This is a genomic window from Micromonospora sp. RTGN7, assembly GCF_033804645.1.
GTDB lineage: Bacteria > Actinomycetota > Actinomycetes > Mycobacteriales > Micromonosporaceae > Micromonospora.
Genome location: NZ_JAPZLF010000008.1, coordinates 263190 through 286166 on the forward strand (window position 1 = coordinate 263190; position 22977 = coordinate 286166).

General features: G+C 73.1%; 19 protein-coding genes and 1 pseudogene. 9 read left to right on the forward strand and 11 right to left on the reverse strand.

Annotation, left to right across the window (positions count from 1 at the left end; all coding sequences use genetic code 11):
• Nucleotides 1-144: 144 nt before the first annotated feature.
• The 3 genes from SNR22_RS14725 to SNR22_RS14735 form a co-directional block, all read right to left on the reverse strand.
• Nucleotides 145-1173, reverse strand: a complete 1029-nt coding sequence (locus tag SNR22_RS14725) for a 6-phosphofructokinase (RefSeq protein WP_320067114.1) — start codon at nucleotides 1171-1173, stop codon at nucleotides 145-147.
• Between the two features lie 167 nt (nucleotides 1174-1340).
• On the reverse strand, nucleotides 1341-1844 hold the full coding sequence (locus SNR22_RS14730; protein ID WP_320067115.1) for a pyridoxamine 5'-phosphate oxidase family protein: 504 nt from the start codon (nucleotides 1842-1844) through the stop codon (nucleotides 1341-1343).
• Between the two features lie 100 nt (nucleotides 1845-1944).
• Entirely contained in the window at nucleotides 1945-2442 is a 498-nt protein-coding gene (locus SNR22_RS14735; protein WP_320067116.1) for a polyadenylate-specific 3'-exoribonuclease AS, read from the reverse strand.
• A 245-nt stretch (nucleotides 2443-2687) separates the two neighbouring features.
• Between SNR22_RS14735 and SNR22_RS14740 the strand changes: the two genes are divergently transcribed.
• Nucleotides 2688-3380 (forward strand): Crp/Fnr family transcriptional regulator, encoded by a 693-nt coding sequence (locus tag SNR22_RS14740; protein WP_320067117.1) that lies wholly within the window; start codon nucleotides 2688-2690, stop codon nucleotides 3378-3380.
• Between the two features lie 81 nt (nucleotides 3381-3461).
• Here SNR22_RS14740 and SNR22_RS14745 read toward each other — a convergent pair whose 3' ends face one another.
• Nucleotides 3462-3704 (reverse strand): hypothetical protein, encoded by a 243-nt coding sequence (locus SNR22_RS14745; RefSeq protein WP_320067118.1) that lies wholly within the window; start codon nucleotides 3702-3704, stop codon nucleotides 3462-3464.
• 101 nt (nucleotides 3705-3805) lie between these two features.
• Here SNR22_RS14745 and SNR22_RS14750 point away from each other — a divergent pair, with 101 nt between their 5' ends.
• On the forward strand, nucleotides 3806-7426 hold the full coding sequence (locus tag SNR22_RS14750) for an ATP-binding protein (protein ID WP_320067119.1): 3621 nt from the start codon (nucleotides 3806-3808) through the stop codon (nucleotides 7424-7426).
• Between the two features lie 17 nt (nucleotides 7427-7443).
• Here the strand turns inward: SNR22_RS14750 and SNR22_RS14755 are convergent.
• Nucleotides 7444-7671 (reverse strand): annotated as a pseudogene (locus SNR22_RS14755) (1-acyl-sn-glycerol-3-phosphate acyltransferase); the annotation flags it as partial.
• A gap of 245 nt (nucleotides 7672-7916) precedes the next feature.
• Here SNR22_RS14755 and SNR22_RS14760 point away from each other — a divergent pair.
• On the forward strand, nucleotides 7917-8744 hold the full coding sequence (locus SNR22_RS14760; RefSeq protein ID WP_320067120.1) for a DUF308 domain-containing protein: 828 nt from the start codon (nucleotides 7917-7919) through the stop codon (nucleotides 8742-8744).
• Between the two features lie 187 nt (nucleotides 8745-8931).
• On the forward strand, nucleotides 8932-10350 hold the full coding sequence (locus SNR22_RS14765) for a trehalose-6-phosphate synthase (RefSeq protein WP_320067121.1): 1419 nt from the start codon (nucleotides 8932-8934) through the stop codon (nucleotides 10348-10350).
• Nucleotides 10351-10384: 34 nt separating this feature from the next.
• Here SNR22_RS14765 and SNR22_RS14770 read toward each other — a convergent pair whose 3' ends face one another.
• The 6 genes from SNR22_RS14770 to SNR22_RS14795 form a co-directional block, all read right to left on the reverse strand.
• Complete coding sequence (locus tag SNR22_RS14770) at nucleotides 10385-11182, reverse strand: alpha/beta hydrolase (RefSeq protein ID WP_320067176.1); 798 nt, start codon at nucleotides 11180-11182, stop codon at nucleotides 10385-10387.
• Nucleotides 11183-11382: 200 nt separating this feature from the next.
• A complete protein-coding gene (locus tag SNR22_RS14775; RefSeq protein WP_320067177.1) occupies nucleotides 11383-12684 on the reverse strand; it encodes a flavin-containing monooxygenase in 1302 nt (433 codons plus the stop codon).
• Nucleotides 12685-12898: 214 nt separating this feature from the next.
• Nucleotides 12899-13603, reverse strand: a complete 705-nt coding sequence (locus tag SNR22_RS14780) for an endonuclease/exonuclease/phosphatase family protein (RefSeq protein ID WP_320067122.1) — start codon at nucleotides 13601-13603, stop codon at nucleotides 12899-12901.
• Between the two features lie 11 nt (nucleotides 13604-13614).
• Nucleotides 13615-14562 carry an ROK family glucokinase gene (locus SNR22_RS14785; RefSeq protein ID WP_320067123.1) on the reverse strand — a complete coding sequence of 316 codons (948 nt, stop codon included), beginning with the start codon at nucleotides 14560-14562 and terminating at the stop codon, nucleotides 13615-13617.
• 77 nt (nucleotides 14563-14639) lie between these two features.
• Nucleotides 14640-15332: a hypothetical protein gene (locus SNR22_RS14790; RefSeq protein ID WP_320067124.1), complete on the reverse strand. Its 693-nt coding sequence runs from the start codon at nucleotides 15330-15332 to the stop codon at nucleotides 14640-14642.
• Nucleotides 15333-15375: 43 nt separating this feature from the next.
• Nucleotides 15376-15831: an SRPBCC family protein gene (locus SNR22_RS14795; protein WP_320067125.1), complete on the reverse strand. Its 456-nt coding sequence runs from the start codon at nucleotides 15829-15831 to the stop codon at nucleotides 15376-15378.
• 120 nt (nucleotides 15832-15951) lie between these two features.
• Between SNR22_RS14795 and SNR22_RS14800 the strand changes: the two genes are divergently transcribed.
• The 5 genes from SNR22_RS14800 to SNR22_RS14820 all read left to right on the forward strand — a co-directional run bounded on the left by SNR22_RS14800 (nucleotide 15952) and on the right by SNR22_RS14820 (nucleotide 22931).
• The gene (locus SNR22_RS14800; RefSeq protein WP_320067126.1) at nucleotides 15952-17769 is read left to right on the forward strand and encodes an AMP-dependent synthetase/ligase; all 1818 of its coding nucleotides are present in this window, start codon (nucleotides 15952-15954) and stop codon (nucleotides 17767-17769) included.
• A 74-nt stretch (nucleotides 17770-17843) separates the two neighbouring features.
• Nucleotides 17844-19481, forward strand: a complete 1638-nt coding sequence (locus tag SNR22_RS14805) for a GAF domain-containing sensor histidine kinase (RefSeq protein ID WP_320067178.1) — start codon at nucleotides 17844-17846, stop codon at nucleotides 19479-19481.
• Between the two features lie 7 nt (nucleotides 19482-19488).
• The gene (locus tag SNR22_RS14810) at nucleotides 19489-20157 is read left to right on the forward strand and encodes a response regulator transcription factor (protein WP_088972416.1); all 669 of its coding nucleotides are present in this window, start codon (nucleotides 19489-19491) and stop codon (nucleotides 20155-20157) included.
• Between the two features lie 193 nt (nucleotides 20158-20350).
• The gene (locus SNR22_RS14815; protein ID WP_320067127.1) at nucleotides 20351-21163 is read left to right on the forward strand and encodes an SAM-dependent methyltransferase; all 813 of its coding nucleotides are present in this window, start codon (nucleotides 20351-20353) and stop codon (nucleotides 21161-21163) included.
• Nucleotides 21141-22931, forward strand: coding sequence for a putative bifunctional diguanylate cyclase/phosphodiesterase (locus tag SNR22_RS14820; RefSeq protein WP_413775637.1), 1791 nt, complete (start codon nucleotides 21141-21143; stop codon nucleotides 22929-22931). The genes SNR22_RS14815 and SNR22_RS14820 overlap by 23 nt, the downstream gene beginning before the upstream one ends.
• Nucleotides 22932-22977: the final 46 nt, after the last annotated feature.

The following is a 22977-nucleotide window of genomic DNA, read 5'->3' on the forward strand; positions in this document are numbered from 1 at the left end:
GCCCGCCTCGCATCGCTCCAGGGGTGCCGTCGCGCGGGGAGAAACACCCGCCGCGGACGCCCTGGACCATCCCGACGGAACCCGGCGGCGCGTACGGCGGGCACCCCGGTCGAGGGGGTGCCCGCCGCCCGCGCCGCGTGGGCGTCAGCTGCCGAAGAAGACCTCGGCCTCTTCGTACCGCTCCAGCGGCACGGTCTTCAGCTCGCGGGTGGCATCGGCCAGCGGAACCCGGACGATGTCCGTGCTCTGCATGGCGACCATCTTGCCCCAGTCGCCCTCGTGGACCGCGTCGATCGCGTGGAGGCCGAGCCGGGTGGCGAGCACCCGGTCGAAGGCGGTCGGGGTGCCACCGCGCTGGATGTGGCCCAGCACGACGGTCCGCGCCTCCTTGCCGGTCTTGGCCTCCAGCTGCTCGGCCAGCCACTGGCCGATGCCGCCGAGGCGGACGTGGCCGAACGAGTCGAGCTCCTGGTTGTGCAGGACCATCTGGCCGTCGAGCGGCTGGGCGCCCTCGGCGACCACGACGATCGGGGCGTACTGGTGCTGGAAGCGCTTCTCGACGTACCCGGCGACCTGCTCGACGTCGAACTTCCGCTCCGGCAGCAGGATGACGTTGGCGCCACCGGCCAGGCCGGCGTGCAGGGCGATCCAGCCGGCGTGCCGGCCCATCACCTCGACGACCAGGGTGCGGTGGTGGCTCTCCGCGGTGGTGTGCAGCCGGTCGATCGCCTCCATCGCGATGTTGACGGCGGTGTCGAAGCCGAAGGTGTAGTCGGTGGCGCCGAGGTCGTTGTCGATCGTCTTCGGCACGCCGATCACGTTGACGCCCAGCTCGTGCAGCTTGGTGGCGACACCGAGGGTGTCCTCGCCGCCGATCGCGATCAGCGCGTCCACGCCCTGCGCTGCGAGGTTCTCCTTGATCCGCTCGACGCCGTTCTCGATCTTGAACGGGTTGGTGCGGGACGAGCCGAGGATGGTGCCGCCGCGGGGCAGGATGCCGCGCACGTCGGCGATCTCGAGGGGCTTGGACAGGCCCTCCAGCGGGCCCTTCCAACCGTCCCGGAAGCCCACGAACTCGTGACCGTAAGTGGCGATGCCCTTGCGGACCACCGCCCGGATAACCGCGTTGAGACCCGGGCAGTCGCCGCCGCCGGTGAGCACGCCAATACGCATGATCTGCTGATCCTCCTGGGGAGCCTCAGGTAGAGCCCGATTTGCCCCAGGATATGTGTCAACTCAGACCATCGGCACCATTGCCGGCCCGGGGCGGGCCGTCACTGCGAACTGTAGCCGCCGCACCCGTGCGCCGACCGCGCGCCCCGCAGCGGCACCCGCCGCGCTCAGAAGGTCACCTCGCGGTTCTCCCCCGCCTTCGGCGGCCTCCCGGTGGCCGCCGCCTTGGCGAAGCCGAAAAGGTTCACCACGGTGCTGCTCGGCGAGTCCCAGTACTCCGCGGAGCTGGCGTGCACCTTGATCAGGGTCAGCCCGTCAGTGTCCAGCCCGTCCGGGAACCAGGTCTTCAGCAGCGGGTTCCACAGCTGCTCGGCGCGGGCCCGGTCGTACCCCTCCTGCGCCGTGCCGGAGAGCGAGACCCAGGCGTTGTTCCGCTGGTCGGGGAAGCTGACGTTGACCTCCGGGTTGACCCGGAGCTGGCGGACCTTCGCCGAGGCGGCCTGGGCGAAGAACCACAGGTCGCCGTCGAACTCCGCCGCCTGCAGACCCATCGGCCGGCTCACCAGCCGCCCATCCAGGCCGATGGTGGTCAGCATGCAGATCCGCGCCGCACGGACCAGCTCGGTGACCCGTCGACGAGCGTCGGCTGTGCCGGTCGGCTCGCTGCTCATAGTGCTCCTCCCTCGGTCGGCTCGACGTCGACCCGGTGCCCGCGACGGACCCGACGAAACCTGGAAGAGGGGACGAACCCGAAGAAGGGGTCGACAACCGTCAGCGGATGATCATCGCCTGCCAGCGGGCGAGGTTGTGCCGGGCGTCGACCAGCGCGTCGTGCCGGGCGGCGTCCGCGTTGGGCAGGGGCGGGCGGCCCCGGTCGTCCCAGAGCTGCCGCAGGTCCTTGGTGAACCGGGGAATCTCCCGGGGCAGCGCCGGCATCGCCCCCCACAGCTGGGCCAGCACCACGTGGTCGTACGCCGCGTACCAGGCCCACAGCTCCAGCTGCTCGCCCGGTCGGTCCCGGACCGGCTCGATCAGGAACTCGTAGAGGTCGTCGCGGATGCGCTCCCGCGACCGCCAGGCCCGGTCGGCCGGCGAGGGGAGCTTGTCCAGCACGTTGCGGCGCACCCAGGGCACGGCGCGGGAGTCGTCGAACTCGGTGGAGACGGCGTAGAACTCGCGCCCGTTCTCGTCGACGACGCCGATCGACACCAGGTCGACGGTGCGGCCGTCCTCGATGAACTCGCAGTCGTAGAAATAGCGGTAGACCATCGTGGCCATCCTTCCCCACCCGCGCCAACCGTCGTCGGCCGGGGCCCGCCCTCCGGCGCTGACACCCTCCACCGCAGCTCGGCAGTGTCACGGAAGTGTTTCCAGGGGTGTACAGCAAGCGACTGGACCGTCATGATCTGATGTGTACCGCTACCGGACGCCGAACCGGTTCAGAACCTCGTACCGGGGGCTGTCAGGTTCACCCGGCTGCGATTTGTGGTCCTTTACCGGGGAGGGGTTGGGCCGTGGAGGTTCGCCTGCCGGAGCCGGGTGACGCGCTCACAGGTGTCGACATGTTCGCCGGCCTCGAGCCGGAGGTGCGCCAGCGGGTGATCGCGGCGGCGGTGCCGCGGACGTACCGCAAGGGCCAACTGCTCTTCGTCGAGAACGACCCGGGCGAGTCGCTGATCGTGCTGCGCCGGGGCGCGGTGGCCGTCTTCCGGACCGCGCCGACCGGCGAACGGGCGGTGCTGTCGGTGATCCGACCCCCGGACGTGCTCGGCGAGGTCTCCCTGCTCGACGCCTCCACCCGCTCGGCGTCGGCGGAGGCGATCGAGGACTGCGCCGCCCTCGCGCTGTCCCGCCCCGCCTTCATGGAGCTGGTGCACTCCAACCCGCGCATCCTCGATGCGGTGATGCGCTCGCTCGGCGGGCTCATCCGCCGACTGACCGAGCAGAACGCCGACCATGTCTTCCTGGACCTGCCCGGCCGGGTCGCCAAGACGCTGGTCCGGCTGGCCGGCGAGAGCCAGGCCCCGATGATCACCATAGAGCTCAACCAGAGCCAGCTCGCGGAGATGGCCGGCGGCTCCCGGCAGAGCGTCAACCAGGCGATCGGCTCCTTCGCCAGCCGCGGCTGGCTGCGCACCGAGGGCCGCCGGATCGTGGTCACCGACGTGGGGGCGCTGCGCCGACGGGCCGGCATGAACGACCGCTGAGCCGTTCCACCCCGGGCCGGCGCGGCCTGAGACGACGGAAGGGGCCGGCGGGCGATGCCCGCCGGCCCCTTCACCGGTTGTTCACTTCGTCGGTTCGTCCTCGGGCGGCGCGCCCGGGCCGGGACCGATCTTCTTCGGGTCGGGCTCGGTCGTCGTCGTGGTCGTGCCGCTCTTGTCCGAACCAGTGCCCTGGCCTTCCGGCGCTTCTACCATGCCCTGCTCCTCCAGTGAGGCGAGAGTGACGGCGTCGACCTCCACCGTGTCGCCCGGGGCCCAGACGGTCCCACGCGGATCCGCCCACGCGGCGGACAGTCGTACGTGCACGGCACTCTCCTGACGGTGTATCTCCTGAGCGAAACGTTAGTCTCGCCCGATCGGCCGCACAGTCCGCCCCGATATCGGGTAGCTGACTCGGCGGCGGTGGCGTGATACTGGGCCTACCTCGCGCTACGGAGCCGACCATCGATCTCAAGTGTGGACACTGCTCACGCGAAGCCGGTCCCGACGACCGCTTCTGCGGCGGGTGCGGGCAGGCACTGGCCAGGGGCTGCGACCGCTGCGGGCACCCCAACGGCGCCGAGGCCAACTTCTGCACCAGCTGTGGTCACCCCCTGCGCGACCGTCCGCTGGTGGCGCAGGAGGACCGTCGCCAGGTCAGCGTCCTGTTCATCGACATCGTCGACTTCACGACATATGCCGAGCGGGCCGACCCGGAGCAGGCCCGCAGCCTCCAGCAGGGCTACTTCGCCACCGTGCGGCGGGTGGTGCACCAGTACGGCGGGATCGTCGAGAAGTACATCGGCGACGCGGTGATGGCCCTGTTCGGGGCGCCGGTGGCCACCGACAACGACGCGCTGCGCTGCGTCCGGGCGGGGCTGGAGCTGCAACGGAACCTGGCCCGCCAGCCCGCCGGCCCGCACCCGCCGCTCGGCTTCCGGGTCGGCATCGCCACCGGCGAGGCGCTGGTCGACCTCTCCGCCGCCCGGGACGGCGGGCAGGGGTTCGTCACCGGGGACGTGGTCAACACGGCCTCCCGGTTGCAGTCCCTGGCGCCCTCCGGCGGGGTGGTCGTCGACGAGAGCACCTGGGCGGCGACCCGGCACGACATGGAGTACACCGACCAGCCCTCGGTCACGCTGCGGGGCCGCTCGGCGGTCAGCCGGATCTGGCTGGCCGTCCGTGCACTGCCCCAGCGGGAACTGAGCACCGCCGGGCTGACCCCGATGGTGAACCGGGAGCACGAGCGCGGGCTGCTGGTCAACGCCCTGCACCGGACGGTCACCGAGCACACCTCGCAACTGGTCACCGTCTTCGGCCCCGCCGGGGTCGGCAAGAGCCGGCTGCTGCGCGAGCTGGCCCGGCACGCCGCCAGCCTGCCCGGGCCGCCGATCACCTGGCTGGTCGGGCAGTGCCCGCCGTTCGGCGAGAACGTCACGTACGCCGCGCTCGCCGACATCGTCAAGGCATGGGTCGGCAGGCCGGACGTCGACGTACCGTCGGCGCTCGGCGACCGGCTGCGGCAGCGCCTGAGCGGCCTGCCCGACCCGCACGCCGTCCGGCTGGCCGGTCCCCTCGGCCCGCTGCTCGGCCTGCCCGGCGAGCGGCTCACCCCCGGCGAGACCGAGGCGTCCTGGCGGCGGTTCCTGCTCACCCTGCCCACCGCCGGCCCGACGGTGCTGGTCTTCGAGGACATGCACTGGGCCGACCAGGCCATGCTCGCCCTCGTCGAGCAGCTCGGCGCGGCGGCACGCGGCCTCCCACTGCTGGTGGTAGCCACGGCCCGGCCCGAGCTACGCGAACGCTACCCGGCCTGGACCGGGACGATCAGCGGGGCGATGTCGATCTCGGTGCCGCCGATGCACGACGCGGACATCGACACCCTCTACTCGCTGCTGCTCGGGCAGGCCGCGCTGCCACCGGAGTCCCGGGGGCCGCTGATCGAGTTCGCCAACGGCAACCCGCTCTACGCCCAGGAGTACGCCCGGATGCTGCTCGACGGCGGGCTGCTCGACTCGGCCCGGCCGGACACCCGCCCCGACCCGGCCGGCTCCCGGGGGATGCCCCGCACCGTGCAGGCCGTCATCGCCAACCGGCTCGACCTGCTCGACCCGTCCGACCGGTCCGTGCTCCAGGCCGCGGCGGTCGTCGGCGTGCAGTTCTGGCCGACCCCGGTGGCCACCGCGCTGGGCCGGCCGGTGGAGTGGGTCGAGCGGGCGCTGGGCCGGCTACAACGCCGGGACCTGGTGTACGAGCAGCCCGCCTCGACGATGCCCGGCCAGCCCGAGTACCGGTTCCGGCACATCCTCGTGCGGGACGTCTGTTACCAGCGGCTCCCCCGGGCCGAGCGGGTGCTGCGCCACCAGCGCACCGCCGACTGGCTGGAGCAGGTCACCGACGGCCGGCAGCACGCCCTGGTCGAGGTGCTGGCCCACCACCGCTGGACGGCGCACGAGGTCGCCCGCACCATCGGCCTGGACACCGCACCGTACGCCCCGGCGGCGCGGGCCGCCCTGCACCGCGCGGCCCGCCGGGCGTACGGGCTGCACGCGTTGGACATCGCCGCGATGCTGGTGGGACGGGCGGTGGCCCTGCCCGGGGGGCCCGACCCCGCCCTGGAGCTGTTCGAGGCCGAGCTGGCGTTCTACCGCGACGGCGACGCGTTCCTGGTGGCCGACGGGACGGACAAGCTGACCGGGCTGGCCGACCGGCTGGCCGAGGCCGGCGAACCGACCGGGGCGGCCCGGGCCTGGACGCTGCTCGCCACCGCCGCGTGGAGTCGTGCCGACCGCTCCGAGACCCTGCGCTGCCTGGACCGGGCGCTGGGCATCTACGCCGACCTGCCCGACACCGAGGAGAAGGCGGGCGCCCTGCTGGAGCTGGCCCGGGTGCACATGCTCAACGCGGAGACCGATCCGGCCTGTGTCGCGGCCCGGACCGCCGCCGGTCTGGCCGAGCGCCTCCAACTGCGGGAGGTGAGCGCGAACGCCCGGATCACCCTCGCCGTGGCCCGGTACCTCTCCGGCGTCGGGGAGGCGTACACCGAGCTGGCCGAGATCACCGACCACTGTCGGGTGGAGCGGCTGACCAGCCGCCGCCGCGCGGTGCACAATCTGGCCTGGGTGTTGCAGGAGGAGGGCGACCTGGCCGGGTCGGCCCGGCTGGTGGACGAGCAACGGTCGCTGGACCTCGGCGGCGAGCACAGCCTGGCGACGAGCTTCGAGGACCAGTGGGCCCGGTCGTACTACGCCGGGGACTGGGGGGCGGCGGCGGCCCTGGTCGCCGAGTCGACCCGGCGGCCCACCGCCGAGTGGGACCTGCACATCGTGGCGGTCTCCGGCTGGCTACGGGCGCTGCGCGACGAACCGGAGCTGGCCACCACCGACCCGGCGACCGGCCACCCGGCCGACACCGGCCAGCAGCCCAACGCCGGCGGCGCCGGGGACCAGGTGGAGCGGGCGGTGGCAGCCGCCCGGCGCTCGGGCTTCCACCGGGTGCTCCGCTCGACGCTGGCCCACGCCGCGCTCTGTCGGGCGGTCCAGGGACGCGACGTGGAGGCGCTGCGGCTCCTCGCCGAGCTGGACGAGGACTGGCGGCGGACCCGGATGATCCCGTTCGCCGAGTGGGTTCCCGCGATCGGTCACGTCGCGGTGGTACTCGGCGGGGACGCCGCCCGACAGGTCCGGGACCTGCTGACCCACGCGCCGCGGATGACCCCCTGGGCCCGGGCCGTCGGGCAGGCGGCGGAGGCCGCCCTCGCCCGGTCGGCCGGCGACGCGCACACCGCCGCCGAGCTGTTCCGGTCGGCAGCCGAGCAGTACCGCCGGATGGGCGACGCCACCGACCACACGATCGCCCTCGCCCTCGCGGTGCCCACCCTGCGCGAGGTCGACCCGGCGGGCGCGGCCAAGGTGCTGGCCCAGGTGCGGGAGTTCGCCGCCCGCAACCACGCACCGGGCCTGCTCCGCCTCGCCGATGCCGATGCCGATGGCGGTGGCGGTGGCGGTGGCGGTGGCGGTGGCGGTGGCGGTGGCGGCCCGCAGGGTTGACGAGATCTTCGCCCTATCAGCCAGCCCTTGAGTCCCTTACCGGGGAAATGCTCCGCTTTGGCAATGAATGTGACTTTTCGCTCGACGGCCAGCGGCGTAAAGATCGAATCGGAGCGGGAGAGGTGGTTGCTGGCGAGGATGACCGGCCCGGTCGCCGCCACCTGGTGCAGGCCCTCAGCCCGAGGAAGGAAGATCAGCCTCAGCAACGGGCCGAGGATGATGTACTTCATCAGCCAGGACAGCACCGGTGTCCTTCCCGAGAGGTGGCCCTGACACCGCCGCGCCGGGCCGGGCGACCCCTCGGCACCCGCCCGAACGGGCCCGCGGGGACGCCGTCGGCGAGCGGGCCTGTCGGCCAGGTGCCGACGAACCGGGAGCGGCACGCCACAACGCACTCCCGGAACGGGGTCCGGACGTGTCACGATTCAGGGCACGGCGTGCGGGGCGCCGGAGCGACCGCACCGCGAGGTGCACCGAGGGAGGATGTCCGGTGTCAGCGGGTGGGGCCCGCCGAGGGCGGCGGGACAACGGGATCGACGCGAGCGAGTATGCCGTCGCTGGCGACGTGGATCCGCGCGTCGGCGAGCACCTGCTCGACGTGCTGGCCGCCGGCGGCATCGCGGCGTACCTCCAACCGTCGGCCGACCTGAATCCCGTCACCCGCACCACCACCGTTCCGTCCCGACCGGTCGACCGGCTCTACGTCGACCGGTCGCACCTGACCACGGCGCGTGACTACCTCACCCAACTCGCCGAGGAGGCTCCCGTCGAGCCGGCCCGCAACGAGCCGGACGTGGACGCCGAGTGGGCCCGCATCGTGGCCGGCTTCCACACCGCCCCGGCCACCGGGGCACACCCCTGGCCCGCGGCGGAGGACGTCGACGACGTGCCGGGCGAGCCGGCAGCCGGCGGGGCCGGCCGGACCGGTGCGGACGAGGGCGGGACCGCCACCGACGTACGCCGGCTGCCCTGGGCCGCCGACATATCCGGCGTCTCCGTGGGCCGGGGCCAGCAGGACGAGCCGTCGCTGCTGGACGGGCTGGACACCTTCGGAGCGGACCTGCCCGACGACGCGGAGGAGCGCTACACCCCGCCACCACCCCCGCCGCTGCCCCGGATCTCCAAGTACGCGGTGGCCGGCGTGCTGGCCATCGTCGTCGGCTTCGTGCTCTTCCTGGAGCCGTCGCTGATCCCCGTGGACCCCTCGGTGGTCACCCTGTTCGGCTTCATCGGCATCCTGGCCGGCTTCGTGACGCTGATCTGGCGGCTGCGCCCCGGCGATTCCGACGACGACCCGGACAACGGCGCCCGGGTCTGACACCCCCGGCACCCCCCGGCACCCGGTGCCCGCGCGCCCGAACTCCGGGACGCCGACCACCCCACCCGGTAGGCGTAACAGTGGTGTAACTTACTGTCAGTAGGAATACCGCACGTCACTTCCCTCGCTGACTGCCCGGTTGTTCCCTGCGTGCGGCGGTCGGTCTCTGCTGATCGGAATGCCCGAGATGCGACAGAGTTCCCTCGTGGTGGTCGCCAACCGCCTTCCCATCGACGACAGCGTGGCACCCGACGGCGCCTGCGAGTGGCGGCGCAGCCCCGGCGGGCTGGTGAGCGCCCTGCACCCCCTGCTCCGGCACACCCCGGCCACCTGGGTCGGCTGGGCGGGCGGCACCGGGCCCGCGCCGAACCTGCCCGACGTCGGCCGGGTCCAGATGCACACCGTGCCGCTGACCGCCGAGGATCTTCGCGACCACTACGAGGGCTTCGCCAACGCGACCCTGTGGCCGCTTTACCACGACGCGGTCGAGCAGCCGGAGTACCACCGCCGCTGGTGGGAGGCGTACCAGCGGGTCAACCGGCGGTTCGCCGAGGCGACCGCCGAGGTGGCCGAACGGGACGCGGTGGTCTGGGTGCAGGACTACCACCTGCAACTGGTGCCGGGCCTGCTCCGCGAGCTCCGCCCCGACCTGCGAATCGGTTTCTTCCTGCACGTGCCGTTCCCGCCGCCGGAGCTGTTCATGCAGCTCCCCCGCCGGGTCGAGCTGCTGCGCGGCATGCTGGGCGCCGACCTGATCGGCTTCCAGCGCGCCCAGGCCGCGCACAACTTCGCCCAGCTCGTGACCAAGGTGCTGGAGTTGCCGGCGACCGACCGGCAGATCACCGTAGGTGACCGGGAGGTCCGGGTCGGTGCGTTCCCGGTCGCGATCGACACGGCCGAGATGGCCGCGCTGGCCGGCCGCTCCGACGTGGCCGCCCGGGCCCGGCGACTGCGCCACGACCTCGGCGACCCCGAGCACGTCATCCTCAGCATCGACCGGATGGACTACACCAAGGGCATCGAGCAGCGGCTCAAGGCGTACAGCGAGCTGCTGGCCAGCGGGCATGTCAAGGTGCGTGACACGGTGTTGGTGCAGGTGGCCGTGCCGAGTCGGGAGCGCGTCGGCCAGTACCAGATCCTTCGCGAGCGGGTCGAGCGCGAGGTGGGGCGGATCAACGGCGAGTTCGGCCGGGTGGGCGAGCCGGCCATCCACTACCTGACCCAGCCGTTCGACCGGGCCGAGGTGGCCGCGCTCTACCGGGTGGCCGACGTGATGGCGGTGACCCCGCTGCGGGACGGAATGAACCTGGTCGCCAAGGAGTATGTGGCGGCGCGGGTGGACGACACCGGCGCTCTGCTGCTCAGCGAGTTCGCCGGCGCGGCGGCGGAGCTGCCACAGGCGTACCTGGTCAACCCGCACGACCTGGAGGGTCTCAAGCAAAAGCTGCTGATCGCGCTCAAGGCCGACCCGGCCGACGTCACCGCCCGGATGCGGGCGATGCGCGAACACCTGCACCACAATGACATCCATGCCTGGGCGCGCTCCTACCTCAGCGCCCTCGACGACAGCGGCTCACTGTTGAACCGCCTCACCACCAGCGGCTGAACCCCGAGTCGGGCAGTCCGGGGCCGGGCCGGAGTCAGGCCGCCTGCAGGTGGTCCTTCTCCAACCAGTCCAGGATCGCGTCGATCGGCTCCCGCCAGCGGGTGTCCAGCATCAGGTCGTGCCCCATCCCGGGAAAGAGCAGCGGCGCGCCGCCGTGCCGCCGGGCGGCCCGGGTCAGCGCGGCCGGGGGCACCACCCGGTCGTCGGGGCTGCCCAGCACCAGCACCGGTGGGGCGCCCACGGCCGGCTCCGGGTCGCGGTGGGTCAGCAGTTGCCACTGCGCGCGCCGGCCGGCCCGGCCGAGCCGGGAGACGTACTGGCGGGCCTGGGCGTCGGGCAGCTCGCGGCTGAACAACTGCCGGCGGCTCAGCCGCAGCCCACCCCCGACCAGGGCGGGCAGGGTGCCGCCAGGGTTGCGGCGCAGCGCGGTGCCGAGCGTCCCCCACTCGCCGAGCACCGGGGCGACCAGCACCGCCGCCCGGGCCGGGTAACGGGCCAGGGCGTGCCGCACCACCAGGGCACCGGCGCCGTGCCCCACCAGCACCGCCTGGCGCGGCAGGCCCGCCGCCACCTGCGTCACGTCGTGGGTGTACGCCCGCAGCGTCGCCTCCGGCGCCGGCTCGCTGCCGCCGTGCCCACGCAGGCTCAGCGCGTACGCGGGGAAGCCGCGCTGCGCGGCGTGCTCCAGCCAGTGTTCGGCGAACGCCCACGCGCCATGCCCGAAACCGGGCACGAAGAGCAGTGGCGGGCGCCCTTGCTCCAGCTCGGGGAGCACGCTGAGCACCTCGCGGCGGGCCGGGCGGACCGGGCGGGACCACTCCCGGCCCCGCATGATCCGCACCCGTTCCCGCTGACTCACTGGTTCAACCTTTCGTTCGCGACTGCGGGACTCCGCTTCGCTGCGTTCCTCGCACTCACTGGTTCAACCTTTTGTTCGCGACTGCGGGACTCCGCTTCGCTGCGTTCCTCGCACTCACTGGTCCAACCTTTCGTTCGCGACTGCGGGACTCCGCTTCGCTGCGTTCCTCGCACTCACTGGTCCTCCAGGTCGTACATCGCGCGCTGCACAGCGCGCAGGTAGGCGGCGTGGCCCACCTCGAACCAGTGCCGGCTGCTGTCCTTGACCTTCCCGGAGTACCGCTCGCCGGCCCCGGCCGTGACCTGCTTCGCGAACGCGGCGGCCCGGTCGGGCCGGGTGAGGCGCAGCGTCAGCAGCCGGGCGAAGAGCACGGTCTGCCAGTGCGTCAGAGTGAAGATCCCCGAGTCGGGCTGGACCAGGCCGGCGACGGCGAGGGTCGGATGGCCGGGGACGAAGGCGTTGAGCCACAGCCGGGGCCGGCCCGAACCGTCGGCGTCGCCGAGCACCGACGGGTCGAGGAACTCGAAGCGGGGAAGATATCCGGTGGCGAAGACGATCAACTCCGGGTCGATCTCGCGGCCGTCGGTGAGCTGCACTGTCTTGGCGTGGAACCGGGCCACGTCCGGCGCCGGGGTGATCGCCCCGTGCCCGACGTAGTAGACGAGCTGGCTGTTGGCGATGGGGTGGGTCTCGTAGACCCGGTGGTCGGGCTTCGGCAGGCCGAAGCGGGTCAGGTCGCCCACGGTGAGTCGCAGCGTCCAGTGGTAGAGCCACTGCCGGATCCGCAGCGGCACCCGCAACGCGAGCAGGGTGTCGTTGACCTGGTCGGCGGGGCGGCCGAGGACGTACTTCGGGGCGTACCAGTAGCCGCGGCGGGTGGAGTGCCAGCAGCGGGACGCCTGCTGGGCCGCCTCGACCGCGATGTCGCAGCCGGTGTTGCCGGCCCCGACCACCAGCACCCGTTTGCCGCGCAGCTGCGCCGGGTCCTTGTAGGACGAGGCGTGCATGATCTCGCCCCGGAACTCCTCCAGCCCCTCGTACCGGGGCAGCTTCGGCGACCAGTTGTGGCCGTTGGCGACGACCACGGCCGCGTACCGGGAGGTGCGCTCCGGGCCGTACCCGCCGGTGCTGCGGGTGGTGACGTCCCAGCGTTCGCCGGCGACCGGCTCGACCCGGACCACCTCGGTGCCGAACCAGACGTGCTGACGCAGGTCGAAGTGGTCGGCGTAGCGCTCGAAGTAGGACAGCAGCTGGCTGTGGTGCGGGTAGTCCGGCCAGTCGTCCGGCATCGGGAAGTCGGGGAACTGGGTGAACGGCCGCGACGAGATCAGGTGGGTGCTGGCGTACACCGGGCTGCGGTCGTGCCGCCAGTTCCACCCGCCGCCGACGCCGGTCTCCCGTTCGTAGCAGTCGACGCCGAAGCCGTGTTCCTTCAGGTTCTTTACCGCGGCCAGACCGCTGGCCCCGGCCCCGATGACGCAGACCGTGTCGCCCCGGTCGGAAACCGGGCGGGCGCCCCCGGGCGGGGCGAGCGCCGTCGCGTCCGGCTCGGGGCGGTCGGGGTCGGGGTCGGTGGAGGGGGGCACCGGATTCTCCTTTGTGCGGCACGAGTGCCGGTCGCTGCGAAATCCTTCCGGTAACCCGACCGGTTTGTCCAGCCCCTGTGGAGGGTCGGACACCCCGGATCGGTCAGCCGTCGGCCGGCAGCAGCAGGTCGACCAGGACCGGGAAGTGGTCGCTGGCGCGGCGGGTCTGCGGGGTGTCCACCACGTCGTAGTCGACCACGGTGATCCGGGGGTCGACGAAGACAGCGTCGATCCGGCGGCGCGGGTCGGTGCACGAGTAGGTGAGCCGGTCGGCCCGGTCGGCCGCGATCGCCGTGTCGGTCAGCCCCTGGCCCACCGTCGCCCAGGCCGTACCGTCGGGGCCCTCGTTGAGGTCGGCGGCGGCCACCACGGGCAGCTCGGCGGCGGCGAGCTCGCGCTTGAACGCCGCCGCCTGGGCGGGGCGCTCGGCGGGGTCGGTGGACAGGTGCGAGCCGGCCAGCAGGAACCGGGCCCCACCGACCCGGCACTGCGCGTACGCGGCGCCGCGCAGGTGCCGGCCCGGGGTCAGCGGGTAGCGCTGGCAGCGGGTGTCGAGCACCCGCACCCGCAGGTTGGTCAGCAACAGGTTGCCCAGCGACGGCAGCCCACCGGCGGCGACGACCAGCCCGAACGACTCGGCCAGCGTGGCGGACTTCTGCCGCCACCGGAACCGCCGGGGCGCCTCCTGCACGATCACCACGTCCGGCGCGACCTCCCGGACCACCGAGGCCAGCGCGGCGATGTCGTCGCGCTGGCTGTGGATGTTGTACGACACGACGCGCAGCGGCACGCCCACGGTCTCGGTCATCTTCGCCCTCCTCAGATCCGACGGGCCAGGTCGGCGGCGCCGATCACGCCGGCGGTGTTGCCCAGCTCGGCGGGGCGCACCTCGGCGACGGGGAGCCGGCTGCGCTGGGCCAGCGCGTTGACGAAGGACCGCCGGGTCGGGCCGAGCAGCAGATCGCCGGCATCGACGACGCCACCGCCGACGACCAGCACCTGCGGGTCGAGGATCTGCGCCATGTCGGCGAGGCTGGTCCCCAGCCAGCGCCCGACCTGGGCGAACGCCTCGGCGGAGACGGGGTCGCCGCCCTGGGCGGCGGCGGTCACCATCGGGCCGGTGATCGACTCGGCCTCGCCGCCGGCCAGCGCCAGCAGGGCGGCGGCCCGGTGTGGCTCCTGCCGGGCGGCGGCGCGGGCGAACCGGACCAGGGCGCTGCCGCTGGCGTACTGCTCGATGCAACCGAGCCGGCCGCAGCCGCACTGGTGGCCGTCGGGAACGGTGAGCATGTGACCCAGCTCGGCGGCGATGCCATGGGCACCGCGCACCAGCTCACCGCCGAGCACGATGCCGCCGCCGACGCCGGTGCCGATGGTGAACATGATCATCGAGTCCTCGGCGTCCCGGGCCGCGCCGTAGCGGAACTCGGCCCACGCGGCGACGTTACCGTCGTTCTCCACGATCACCGGCAGGCCGGTCGCCTTGCTCACGTACTCACGCAGGGGCTCGTCGCGCCAGGCCAGGTTCGGGGCGAAGAGGACGGTGGACCGGCTCGCGTCGATCCAGCCGGCCGCGCCGATACCGACGGCACCGATCTGCCGGCCGGCGGTGAGCTCGGTCACCACCTCGATGATGACGTCCCGGGTCTTGCCCACATCGTCGGCGGGGGTGTCCCGTCGGACCTGCACGAGTACCTTGCCGGTGTCGTCCACGACACCGCCGGCCACTTTCGTGCCACCGACGTCGACTCCGATGGTCAGCGTCACCGCCGCCACTCCCCTCTGCTGTGCTGCCCGGCACCGTCACGGCGAAACGCCGTGCCGGTGAATCGGGATGTCCGGTGTCAGGCTCCGTCGCCTGGTGCGTCCTCGCCCGCGCCGCCGGGTGTCGGTGTCCGCGAGGCGGGTGCGACGGGTCGGCCGGCCGGCGGCCGGGAGGCTCCCGGCGCGGCCGGCCCGGCGTCGTCGACGGGCGGCACGTCGGCAGCCGGAACGCGACCCTCTTCTCGGGTCGCGGCGGACCACACGTCCTGCTCCGGTGCCGGCTGAGCATCATGCCCGGTGCGGGTGGCCTCGCGCCACATGTGATCACCCGAGAACCGGTCGGCCGCCGGCCGGGGCGGGGTGGGCGCGGTGTCTGCGGGCTCCGCCGGGCGTCCGGCGGGGTCGCCGGCGGACGCGAACGCGCGCAGCAGGCTGGCCACACCGGCGGCCAGATCACCCGCTCCGGTGGCAAGCCGCTCGGCGAATTCCGGACTTGGGTCTCGCAACGCCGCTATACCGCGACAGACTGGACAAATGCAGCATTCAGCGGTTCCAGTGGCGAAGCCGGACGTGCCACCGCCGCTCGGCCGCTCCGCGCCACCGGAACGGGCATTGTGATCGAGGACACTCGACACGATCCCACCGAGCGGGCCCCACGGGCCTGTCCCGGAACCGGACCCCGCACCGGCGCCGGCCAGCCTGGCCGCCGCGAGCACCGTGGCGACCAGCCGCTCCGCCTCTTCCCGGGCCGAACCCGGATCCGTGCCTCCCATGGTCGGCTCCTCTACCGTGACGGGCGCGCCGCAGCCGATCGCGTCACCGCGCCGCCCCGGTCTCTTCTACCCGGCGCTTGAGTTGCTTCAACGCCGTATCCATGATCATTTTTTCGGCCTTGCGGCGGAACATGCCGAGCATCCCGACGGAGAGCTCCACCTCCAGGGTGTAGGTCACCGTGGTCGTGCCGTCCGGGTTGCCGACCAGGTCGTACGACCCCCGCTGGGAGCGCTGCATCTTCGAGGGCGCCACCAGGTGCCACTCGACGCGGGACAGGTCCTCGGCGTACTCGTACGCGAGCACGTACTCGTCGGCCAGCACCCCGGCGTCGAGGGCGAATCGGACCTGGCTGGCATAGCCGTCCTCGTACTCCTCGATCACCTCGGTCCGACGTACCGCATCGGTCCACTCGGGGTACCGGGGAAAGTCGCAGATGACCGCCGTCACCCGGTCTGGTGACGCGCCGACGACGATCGACTGGGTGGAGGAGTCCGCCATGGGGGGAGGCTACCCGGCAACCTCGCTACCGCACCCACCTGGGCAGGCGGGTAGGTTTCGACAGAGCCGACCCGTCCGGGCCACCCCCCGCCCGGCCAGTGCGAGCACGAGGGAGTGCAGGTGCGTGAGTTCTCCGTTCCGCCGATCGTCACCGTCGGCGACTCGGCCAACCTGACCCAGCCGGTCTGGGACAACGCCGAGGCCGCCCCGGACGCGGTCCAGTTCGTCCGCCCCGCACGGTCGGCCGGCCAGGCGGGCACGGGCCGGGAGGACGTGACCTGCCGGCAGTTCCGCGACGAGGTGATCGCGGTGGCCCGCGGCCTGGTCGCGGCCGGTGTCTCGCCCGGCGACCGGGTCGCCCTGATGAGCCGCACCCGGTACGAGTGGACCCTGGTCGACTACGCCATCTGGGCGGCCGGCGCGGTCACCGTGCCGATCTACGAGACCTCCAGCGCCGAGCAGGCCGCCTGGATCCTGGCCGACTCCGGCGCGATCGCGGTCGTGGTCGAGACCACCGCGCACGCCACCCTCGTCGCCGGCGTGCGGGACCGGCTCCCCGAGTTGGTGAACATCTGGCAGATCGAGCTGGGCGCGGTCGACGAACTGGTTGCCGTCGGCGCCACGGTCGGCGTCGACGAGATCGACCGGCGACGCGCGGCGGTGAAGGCCGACGACCTCGCCACCATCATCTACACCAGCGGCACCACCGGCCGCCCCAAAGGCTGCGTGCTGACGCACCGCAACATGTACGCCGACATCGCCAACGCGGTCCCCGTGCTGCCCAACCTGTTCCTCCGGCCGGGCGCGTCGACCCTGCTGTTCCTCCCCCTCGCGCACGCCTTCGCCCGGCTCATCCAGATCGGCGTGGTGCAGGCCCGGGCCACCATGGCGCACTGCGCCGACCCCAAGGACCTGATGCCCGAACTCCAGGCGTTCCGGCCGACCTTCGTCCTCTCGGTGCCCCGGGTCTTCGAGAAGGTCTACAACGGGGCCCGGCAGAAGGCCGAGTCCGAGGGGAAAGGGAAGATCTTCGACCGGGCCGATCAGGTCGCGGTCGCGTACAGCGAGGCCCTGGAGACGCCGAACGGGCCCGGCCTGGCGCTGCGCGTCCAGCACGCGGTCTTCGACAAGCTGGTCTACCGCAAGCTGCGGGCCGCCCTGGGCGGCCGGTGCCGGGACGCGATCTCCGGCGGTGCGCCGCTGGGCTCCCGACTCGGCCACTTCTTCCGCGGTATCGGGGTGACCATCTTCGAGGGGTACGGGCTCACCGAGACCTCCCCGGCCGCCGCGGCGAACCTGCCCGACGCCATCCGGATCGGCACCGTCGGCCGCCCGCTGCCCGGCGTGACCATCCGGATCGACGACGACGGCGAGATCCTGCTCTCCGGTGACCTGATCTTCCAGGGATACTGGCGCAACGAGGAGGCCACCGCCGAGGCGCTCAGCGCGGACGGCTGGTTCCGCACCGGCGACCTGGGGCGGCTAGACAACGACGGCTTCCTCAGCATCACCGGCCGGAAGAAGGAGATCATCGTGACCGCCGGCGGCAAGAACGTCGCCCCGGCGGTACTGGAGGACCAGGTCCGGGCGCACCCGCTGATCAGCCAGTGCGTCGTCGTCGGCGACCGGCAGCCGTTCATCGCCGCGCTGGTCACCATCGACGAGGAGGCGCTGCCGAAGTGGCTGGCCGCCCACGGCCGCCCGGAGACCACCACGGTCGCCGACCTGCGCGACGACGAGGCGCTGCACGCCGAGGTGCAGGGGGCGGTCGACCAGGCCAACCGGGAGGTCTCCACGGCCGAGGCGATCAAGGTGTTCCGCATCCTGCCGCACGACTTCACCGAGGCCACCGGGGAGCTGACCCCGTCGCTGAAGGTCAAGCGGCAGGTCGTGCACAAGACATACGCGGCGGAGATCGCCGACGTCTACCGACGCTGACTACGATCCGTCACGTGCCCGCCTCCTCGACACCTGTCCGGCCGCCCACGCAGCCGCTCGCCACCGCCGCGCGTGTGGTCATGCTCGCGCTGGTCGCCGCCCTCACCCTCTTCGCCACCCGCGACGCCGTCCAGCTCTGGTGGATCGCCCTGCTGTGCGTCGCGGGGCTGCCCGCCGCGCTCGCCCCCCAACACCGGGTACTCGGCCCGCTCAGCCACTTCGCCGAGGTGGTGGTGCTGGGCCTCGCCGCGAGCCAGGTCGCCGCCGTCGCCACCCTCGGCGGCGTCGTCGGCGGGCTGGGCGCGTCGGCCGTGCTGCCGTACCTCGCCGTCCCGGTGACCGTGACCGCGCTGCGCCGCCGGTTCCGGGAGGGCGCGGCGCTGCTCGCCGTCGCCGCCGCCGCGCTGCTGGTCAGCGCCGCGCTGACCGAGGTCGACGGCGGTCGCCAGCTCGGCCAGCCGGGGTACCTCGCGGTCTGCGCCCAGTGGTTGATCCTGGCCGGCCTGGGGCTCTACACCGCCGGCACCCTGCACCGGGTGATGCGGGTGCGCAGCGAGGGCAAGCCCCAGCCGTACGCCGAGGCGACCCGGCTGCTGACCCAGCTGCGCACGGTCGCCCGGCAGCTGCCCGGGGCGACCCTCGACCCGGGCGGCATCTCCGAGCACCTGCTGGAGGAGCTGCGCACCGTGGCCCGGGCCGAACGGGCGGCGGTGCTCTCCGCCAGCGGCGGCGGCCGGCTGGTGGTGCTCGCCCAGGTGGGCGTCGACCGGGTCGACTGGGAGACCACCCTTGACGCCGACTCGGCGATCGCCGACGCCTGGGCCAGTCAGCAGCCGCAGACCGCGAGCCGCTCGCAGGCCCGCTCGCACGCCGGCGGTGACGTCTCGGCGCTGATCGTCCCGCTGGTCGCCGGCGTCCGGACGATCGGCATGCTGGTGATGGAGGCGGACGCCGCGCAGGCGTACCCGCCGGCCGTGGTGTCCCGGGTGACCGCGCTGACCCGCCCGGCCGCGCTGCGGCTGGAGGCCGCGCTGCTCTTCGACGACGTGCGGTCGCTGGCGACCAACGAGGAGCGACAGCGGCTGGCCCGGGAGATCCACGACGGGGTCGCCCAGGAGTTGGTCATGGTGGGGTACGGCATCGACAACGCCTTGGCCACCGTCTTCGAGGACGCCGACGAGACCGCCGAGGCGCTGCGCTCCCTGCGCGGCGAGGTGACCCGGGTGATCACCGAGCTGCGGCTGAGCCTGTTCGAGCTACGCAGCGAGGTGGACCGGCAGGGGGGCCTGGCCGCCGCCATCGCCGAGTACGCCCGCACCGTCGGCGCGTCCGGTGGGCTGCGGGTGCACCTGTCGCTGGACGAGTCGACCGCCCGGCTGCCCGCCGCGACCGAGGCGGAGCTGCTGCGCATCGCGCAGGAGGCGGTCACCAACGCCCGCAAGCACGCCGGGGCGGCGAACCTCTGGGTCACCTGCGAGGTGGACCCGCCGTACGCGCAGATCGAAGTGTCGGATGACGGTCACGGCATCGGTGACCAGCGGCCGGACGGGCACTATGGCCTTGCGATCATGGCCGAGAGGGCGGAACGTATCCGGGGCCGGTTGGAGATCAGGCCGCGGCAACCCAGCGGCACCACCGTGGCGGTGGTTCTCGGATCTTCGCCCCGGCGCGATAGGGTGCGCGGCAACGCGGCAGCAGTAGAAGGGGAGTAACCCGAGGATGACGACAAGCCCGACACCGGCAACGCGCACCAAGGTCCTCCTTGTCGACGATCACGACCTGATCCGCAAGGGGCTGCGGCACGCCTTCGAGCGGGACCGGCAGTTCGAGGTCGTCGGTGAGGCCGCAACGGCGGCGGAGGGCGTCCGACAGGCAGGCGCGCTCCAGCCCGACGTGGTGATCATGGATCTGCGGCTGCCCGACGGCAGTGGCCTGGAGGCCACCCGGGCACTGCGCAAGTCCAGCGCGACGATGGGGATCGTCGTGCTCACCATGTACGCCGGCGACGACCAGCTCTTCGGCGCCCTGGAGGCGGGGGCGAGCGCGTTCGTGCCGAAGACGGCCCCGGCCGACGAGGTGGTGGCCGCCGCCCGGCACGCCGCCTCCTCCCCGAGCGCCTTCACCGCGGCCGATCTGGCCGAGGCGATGAAGCGGCGGCTCGCGCCGTCCGGCCCGCAGCTCTCCCCCCGGGAGGGTCAGGTGCTGCGGCTGCTCGCCGACGGCATGAGCGTGGCCGGCATCGCCAAGCAGCTCTTCGTCAGCGAGTCGACGGCCAAGACCCACATCTCGAAGCTCTACGAGAAGCTGGGCGCGGCCAACCGGGCGCAGGCGCTGATGACCGCGCTGCGGCTGGGCCTGCTCGAGGCCCCGGACGCCCCGAAGTTCTGACCGCTCCCCCACCCGGCCGGGCAGTCATCGGTCGGGGGCTTCCGCGACGGCCGGCGAGTCCGGTTGACGGGACCCCCGACCGGCCGGCCGGGCCGGCAGCGGCCCTCTCTGGCCACCCGCGCGGCGGGCGGGGCAGAATACCCGAGATGACCCGCGGGCGACGTGGCCCGCGTCATTGACAAAAGGGGTAGGCATGCAGCGGCCGGACTGGGCACCCGACACCATCGACATCGAGCGTCCCAGCGTCGCCCGCATGTACGACTACTACCTCGGGGGCTCGCACAACTTCGCCGCCGACCGCGCCACCGCCCGGGCGATGGTGGACGCGGTGCCCGAGGCGCCGCTGATGGCCCAGGCCAACCGGGCGTTCCTGCGTCGGGCGGTGCACTTCCTCGCCGAGGCCGGGGTCCGCCAGTTCCTCGACATCGGCTCCGGGATCCCGACGGTCGGCAACGTGCACGAGATCGCCCAGCGCATCGATCCCGCGGCGCGGGTGGTCTACGTCGACGTCGACCCGGTGGCGGTGGCGCACAGCCGGGAGATCCTCAGCGGCAACGACCGGGCCACCGTGATCCAGGAGGACCTGCGCCGCCCCGAGCGGATCCTGGCCCATCCCGAGGTCACCGGGATGCTGGATCTCTCGCAGCCGGTCGCGGTGATGATCGTGGCCGTGCTGCACTTCGTCCCGGACGCCGACCGGCCGGCGGAGATCCTGCGGACGCTGCGCGAGGCGCTGGCACCGGGCAGCTATTTGACGCTCTCCCAGGCCAGTGACGACGCCCGGAACGACGCCGGGGAGCGCGCGGATGCCGAGGCGGTCTACCGTCGCACCGACAGCCCGCTGGTCATCCGCAGCCGGGCCGAGCTGACCTCCCTCTTCGACGGCTTCGAACTGGTCGACCCGGGAGTGGTCTGGGTGCCGCAGTGGCGCCCCGAGACGCCGGAGAGCGCGGAGGACGCCGAGAAGGCGGTCTTCATCGGCGGTGTCGGGCGGCTCGGTGGTTGAGCGGCCCGACGGCCCGACCGCACCGGGAGCCCTCGCCCGCTGCCCGGGCGCCTTCGCCCGGGCCTGGGCGAAGGCGGTCTCCGGCACCAGCTACCTGCCGATGACCCAGGCCCAACTGGAGGCGCTGCTGCAACGGCTCACCGAACGGCTGGCTGCGGCGTTGGCGGCCGAGCCGTTCGACCTGCGGGTCGGCCACCAGGTCGGTGCGGAGCTGGTCGCGGCGCACATCACCTCCGCCGAAGGGCTGGGCCGCACCGTCGAGGTCGTCCAGCTCCGACTGCTGCGCGACCTCGGGCTGGTCGGCGAGGACATCGAGGACCGGCTGGCCCGCCTGCTGGCCACCGTGGCCACCGGGTACGCCCGGGCGCTGCGGGACCGCACCCTGGACGAGCAGGAGTCCATCCGCCGGGCCGTGATGGTCGCCCGGGCGGAGGCCGAGCGTGCGCTGCGCGACAGCGAGGCCCGGTTCCGCCACCAGGCCACCCACGACCCGCTGACCGACCTGCCCAACCGCACGCTGTTCACCGAGCGGCTCGCCGCCGCGATCGAATCCCCGGGCCGTGGCGCAGACCGGGTCGGGGTGTGCTTCCTCGACCTGGACCGCTTCCAGGTGATCAACGACTCCCTCGGCCACCAGATCGGCGACGGGCTGCTGGTCGCGGTCGCCGACCGGCTGCGCCGGGCGCTCGGCGAACACCTGGTCGCCCGCCTCGGCGGCGACGAGTTCGTCATCCTCGTCGAGCGGACCGCCGGCACCGACGACGTGGTGAAGGTCGCCGAGGCGGCGCTCGCCGCGGTGGGCGAGCCGGCCCTGGTCGACGGGCATGAGCTGACGGTGTCGGCAAGCATCGGCATCGTCGAGTGCCCGGTGGACGGCACCAGCCCGGTCGACCTGATGCGGGCCGCCGACGCCACGCTGCACTGGGCCAAGTCGGCCGGTGGCGCGCGCTGGTCACTGTTCGACGCCGACCGCAACCGCCAGGAGCTGGCCCGGTACGCCCTCTCCGCGGCGATCCCGGCGGCCCTGGAGCGGGGCGAGTTCTACCTGGACTACCAGCCGCTGACGTCGCTGCGCGACGGCACGGTGCTCGGCGTCGAGGCGCTGGTCCGCTGGCGGCATCCGGCGCTCGGGGTGCTGCGCCCGGACCGCTTCATCGGGCTGGCCGAGGAGACCGGGCTGATAGTCCCGCTGGGCAGTTGGGTGCTCGCCGAGGCGTGCCGGGAGGCGGCGACCTGGCCGGCGGCCGGGGCCGCCGCGCCGTTCGTCAGCGTCAACCTGGCGGTCCGCCAGGTGCGCAGGCCCGGCCTGGTGCGGGAGGTGCATGCCGTACTCGAGCGCACCGGCCTGCCGCCGGAGCGGCTCCAGCTGGAGGTCACCGAGAGCACCATGATGAGCGCCGACGAGGAGCCGGTGCGCGCCCTGCGGGTGCTGGCCGACCTCGGCGTGCGGATCGCCATCGACGACTTCGGCACCGGCTACTGCAACCTGGCGTACCTGCGGGAACTGCCGGTGACCGAGCTGAAGGTGGCCGGGGAGTTCGTGGCCGGGTTGAGCGCCTCGGCGGACGACCCGACCAGCCGCACCGACGAGCGGATCCTCGCCTCGCTGGTATCCCTCGCGCACGCGCTGAACCTGACCGTCACCGCCGAGGGGGTGGAGACCGCCGGACAGGCCGACCGGCTGCGCGCCATCGGCTGCGACGCCGCCCAGGGCTGGCACTTCGGCAGGCCCGCCCCTGCCGCCCAGTTCCTGGACCGCCTCGCCTGACGCCCCCGCCCGCACCGAACACCGGACCACGATCGGGGCAACGCGG

What these genes read in the sequence shown, in the direction of transcription:
- SNR22_RS14730 (WP_320067115.1), bottom strand. Translation starts at nt 1,844, where the DNA reads ATGAGCAGCGAGCCGACCGGCACAGCCGACGCTCGTCGACGGGTCACC.
- SNR22_RS14725 (WP_320067114.1), bottom strand. Translation starts at nt 1,173, where the DNA reads ATGCGTATTGGCGTGCTCACCGGCGGCGGCGACTGCCCGGGTCTCAAC.
- SNR22_RS14780 (WP_320067122.1), bottom strand. Translation starts at nt 13,603, where the DNA reads ATGACCGAGACCGTGGGCGTGCCGCTGCGCGTCGTGTCGTACAACATC.
- SNR22_RS14810 (WP_088972416.1), top strand. Translation starts at nt 19,489, where the DNA reads ATGACGACAAGCCCGACACCGGCAACGCGCACCAAGGTCCTCCTTGTC.
- SNR22_RS14770 (WP_320067176.1), bottom strand. Translation starts at nt 11,182, where the DNA reads ATGCGGGGCCGGGAGTGGTCCCGCCCGGTCCGCCCGGCCCGCCGCGAG.
- SNR22_RS14790 (WP_320067124.1), bottom strand. Translation starts at nt 15,332, where the DNA reads ATGGGAGGCACGGATCCGGGTTCGGCCCGGGAAGAGGCGGAGCGGCTG.
- SNR22_RS14735 (WP_320067116.1), bottom strand. Translation starts at nt 2,442, where the DNA reads ATGGTCTACCGCTATTTCTACGACTGCGAGTTCATCGAGGACGGCCGC.
- SNR22_RS14815 (WP_320067127.1), top strand. Translation starts at nt 20,351, where the DNA reads ATGCAGCGGCCGGACTGGGCACCCGACACCATCGACATCGAGCGTCCC.
- SNR22_RS14795 (WP_320067125.1), bottom strand. Translation starts at nt 15,831, where the DNA reads ATGGCGGACTCCTCCACCCAGTCGATCGTCGTCGGCGCGTCACCAGAC.
- SNR22_RS14765 (WP_320067121.1), top strand. Translation starts at nt 8,932, where the DNA reads ATGCGACAGAGTTCCCTCGTGGTGGTCGCCAACCGCCTTCCCATCGAC.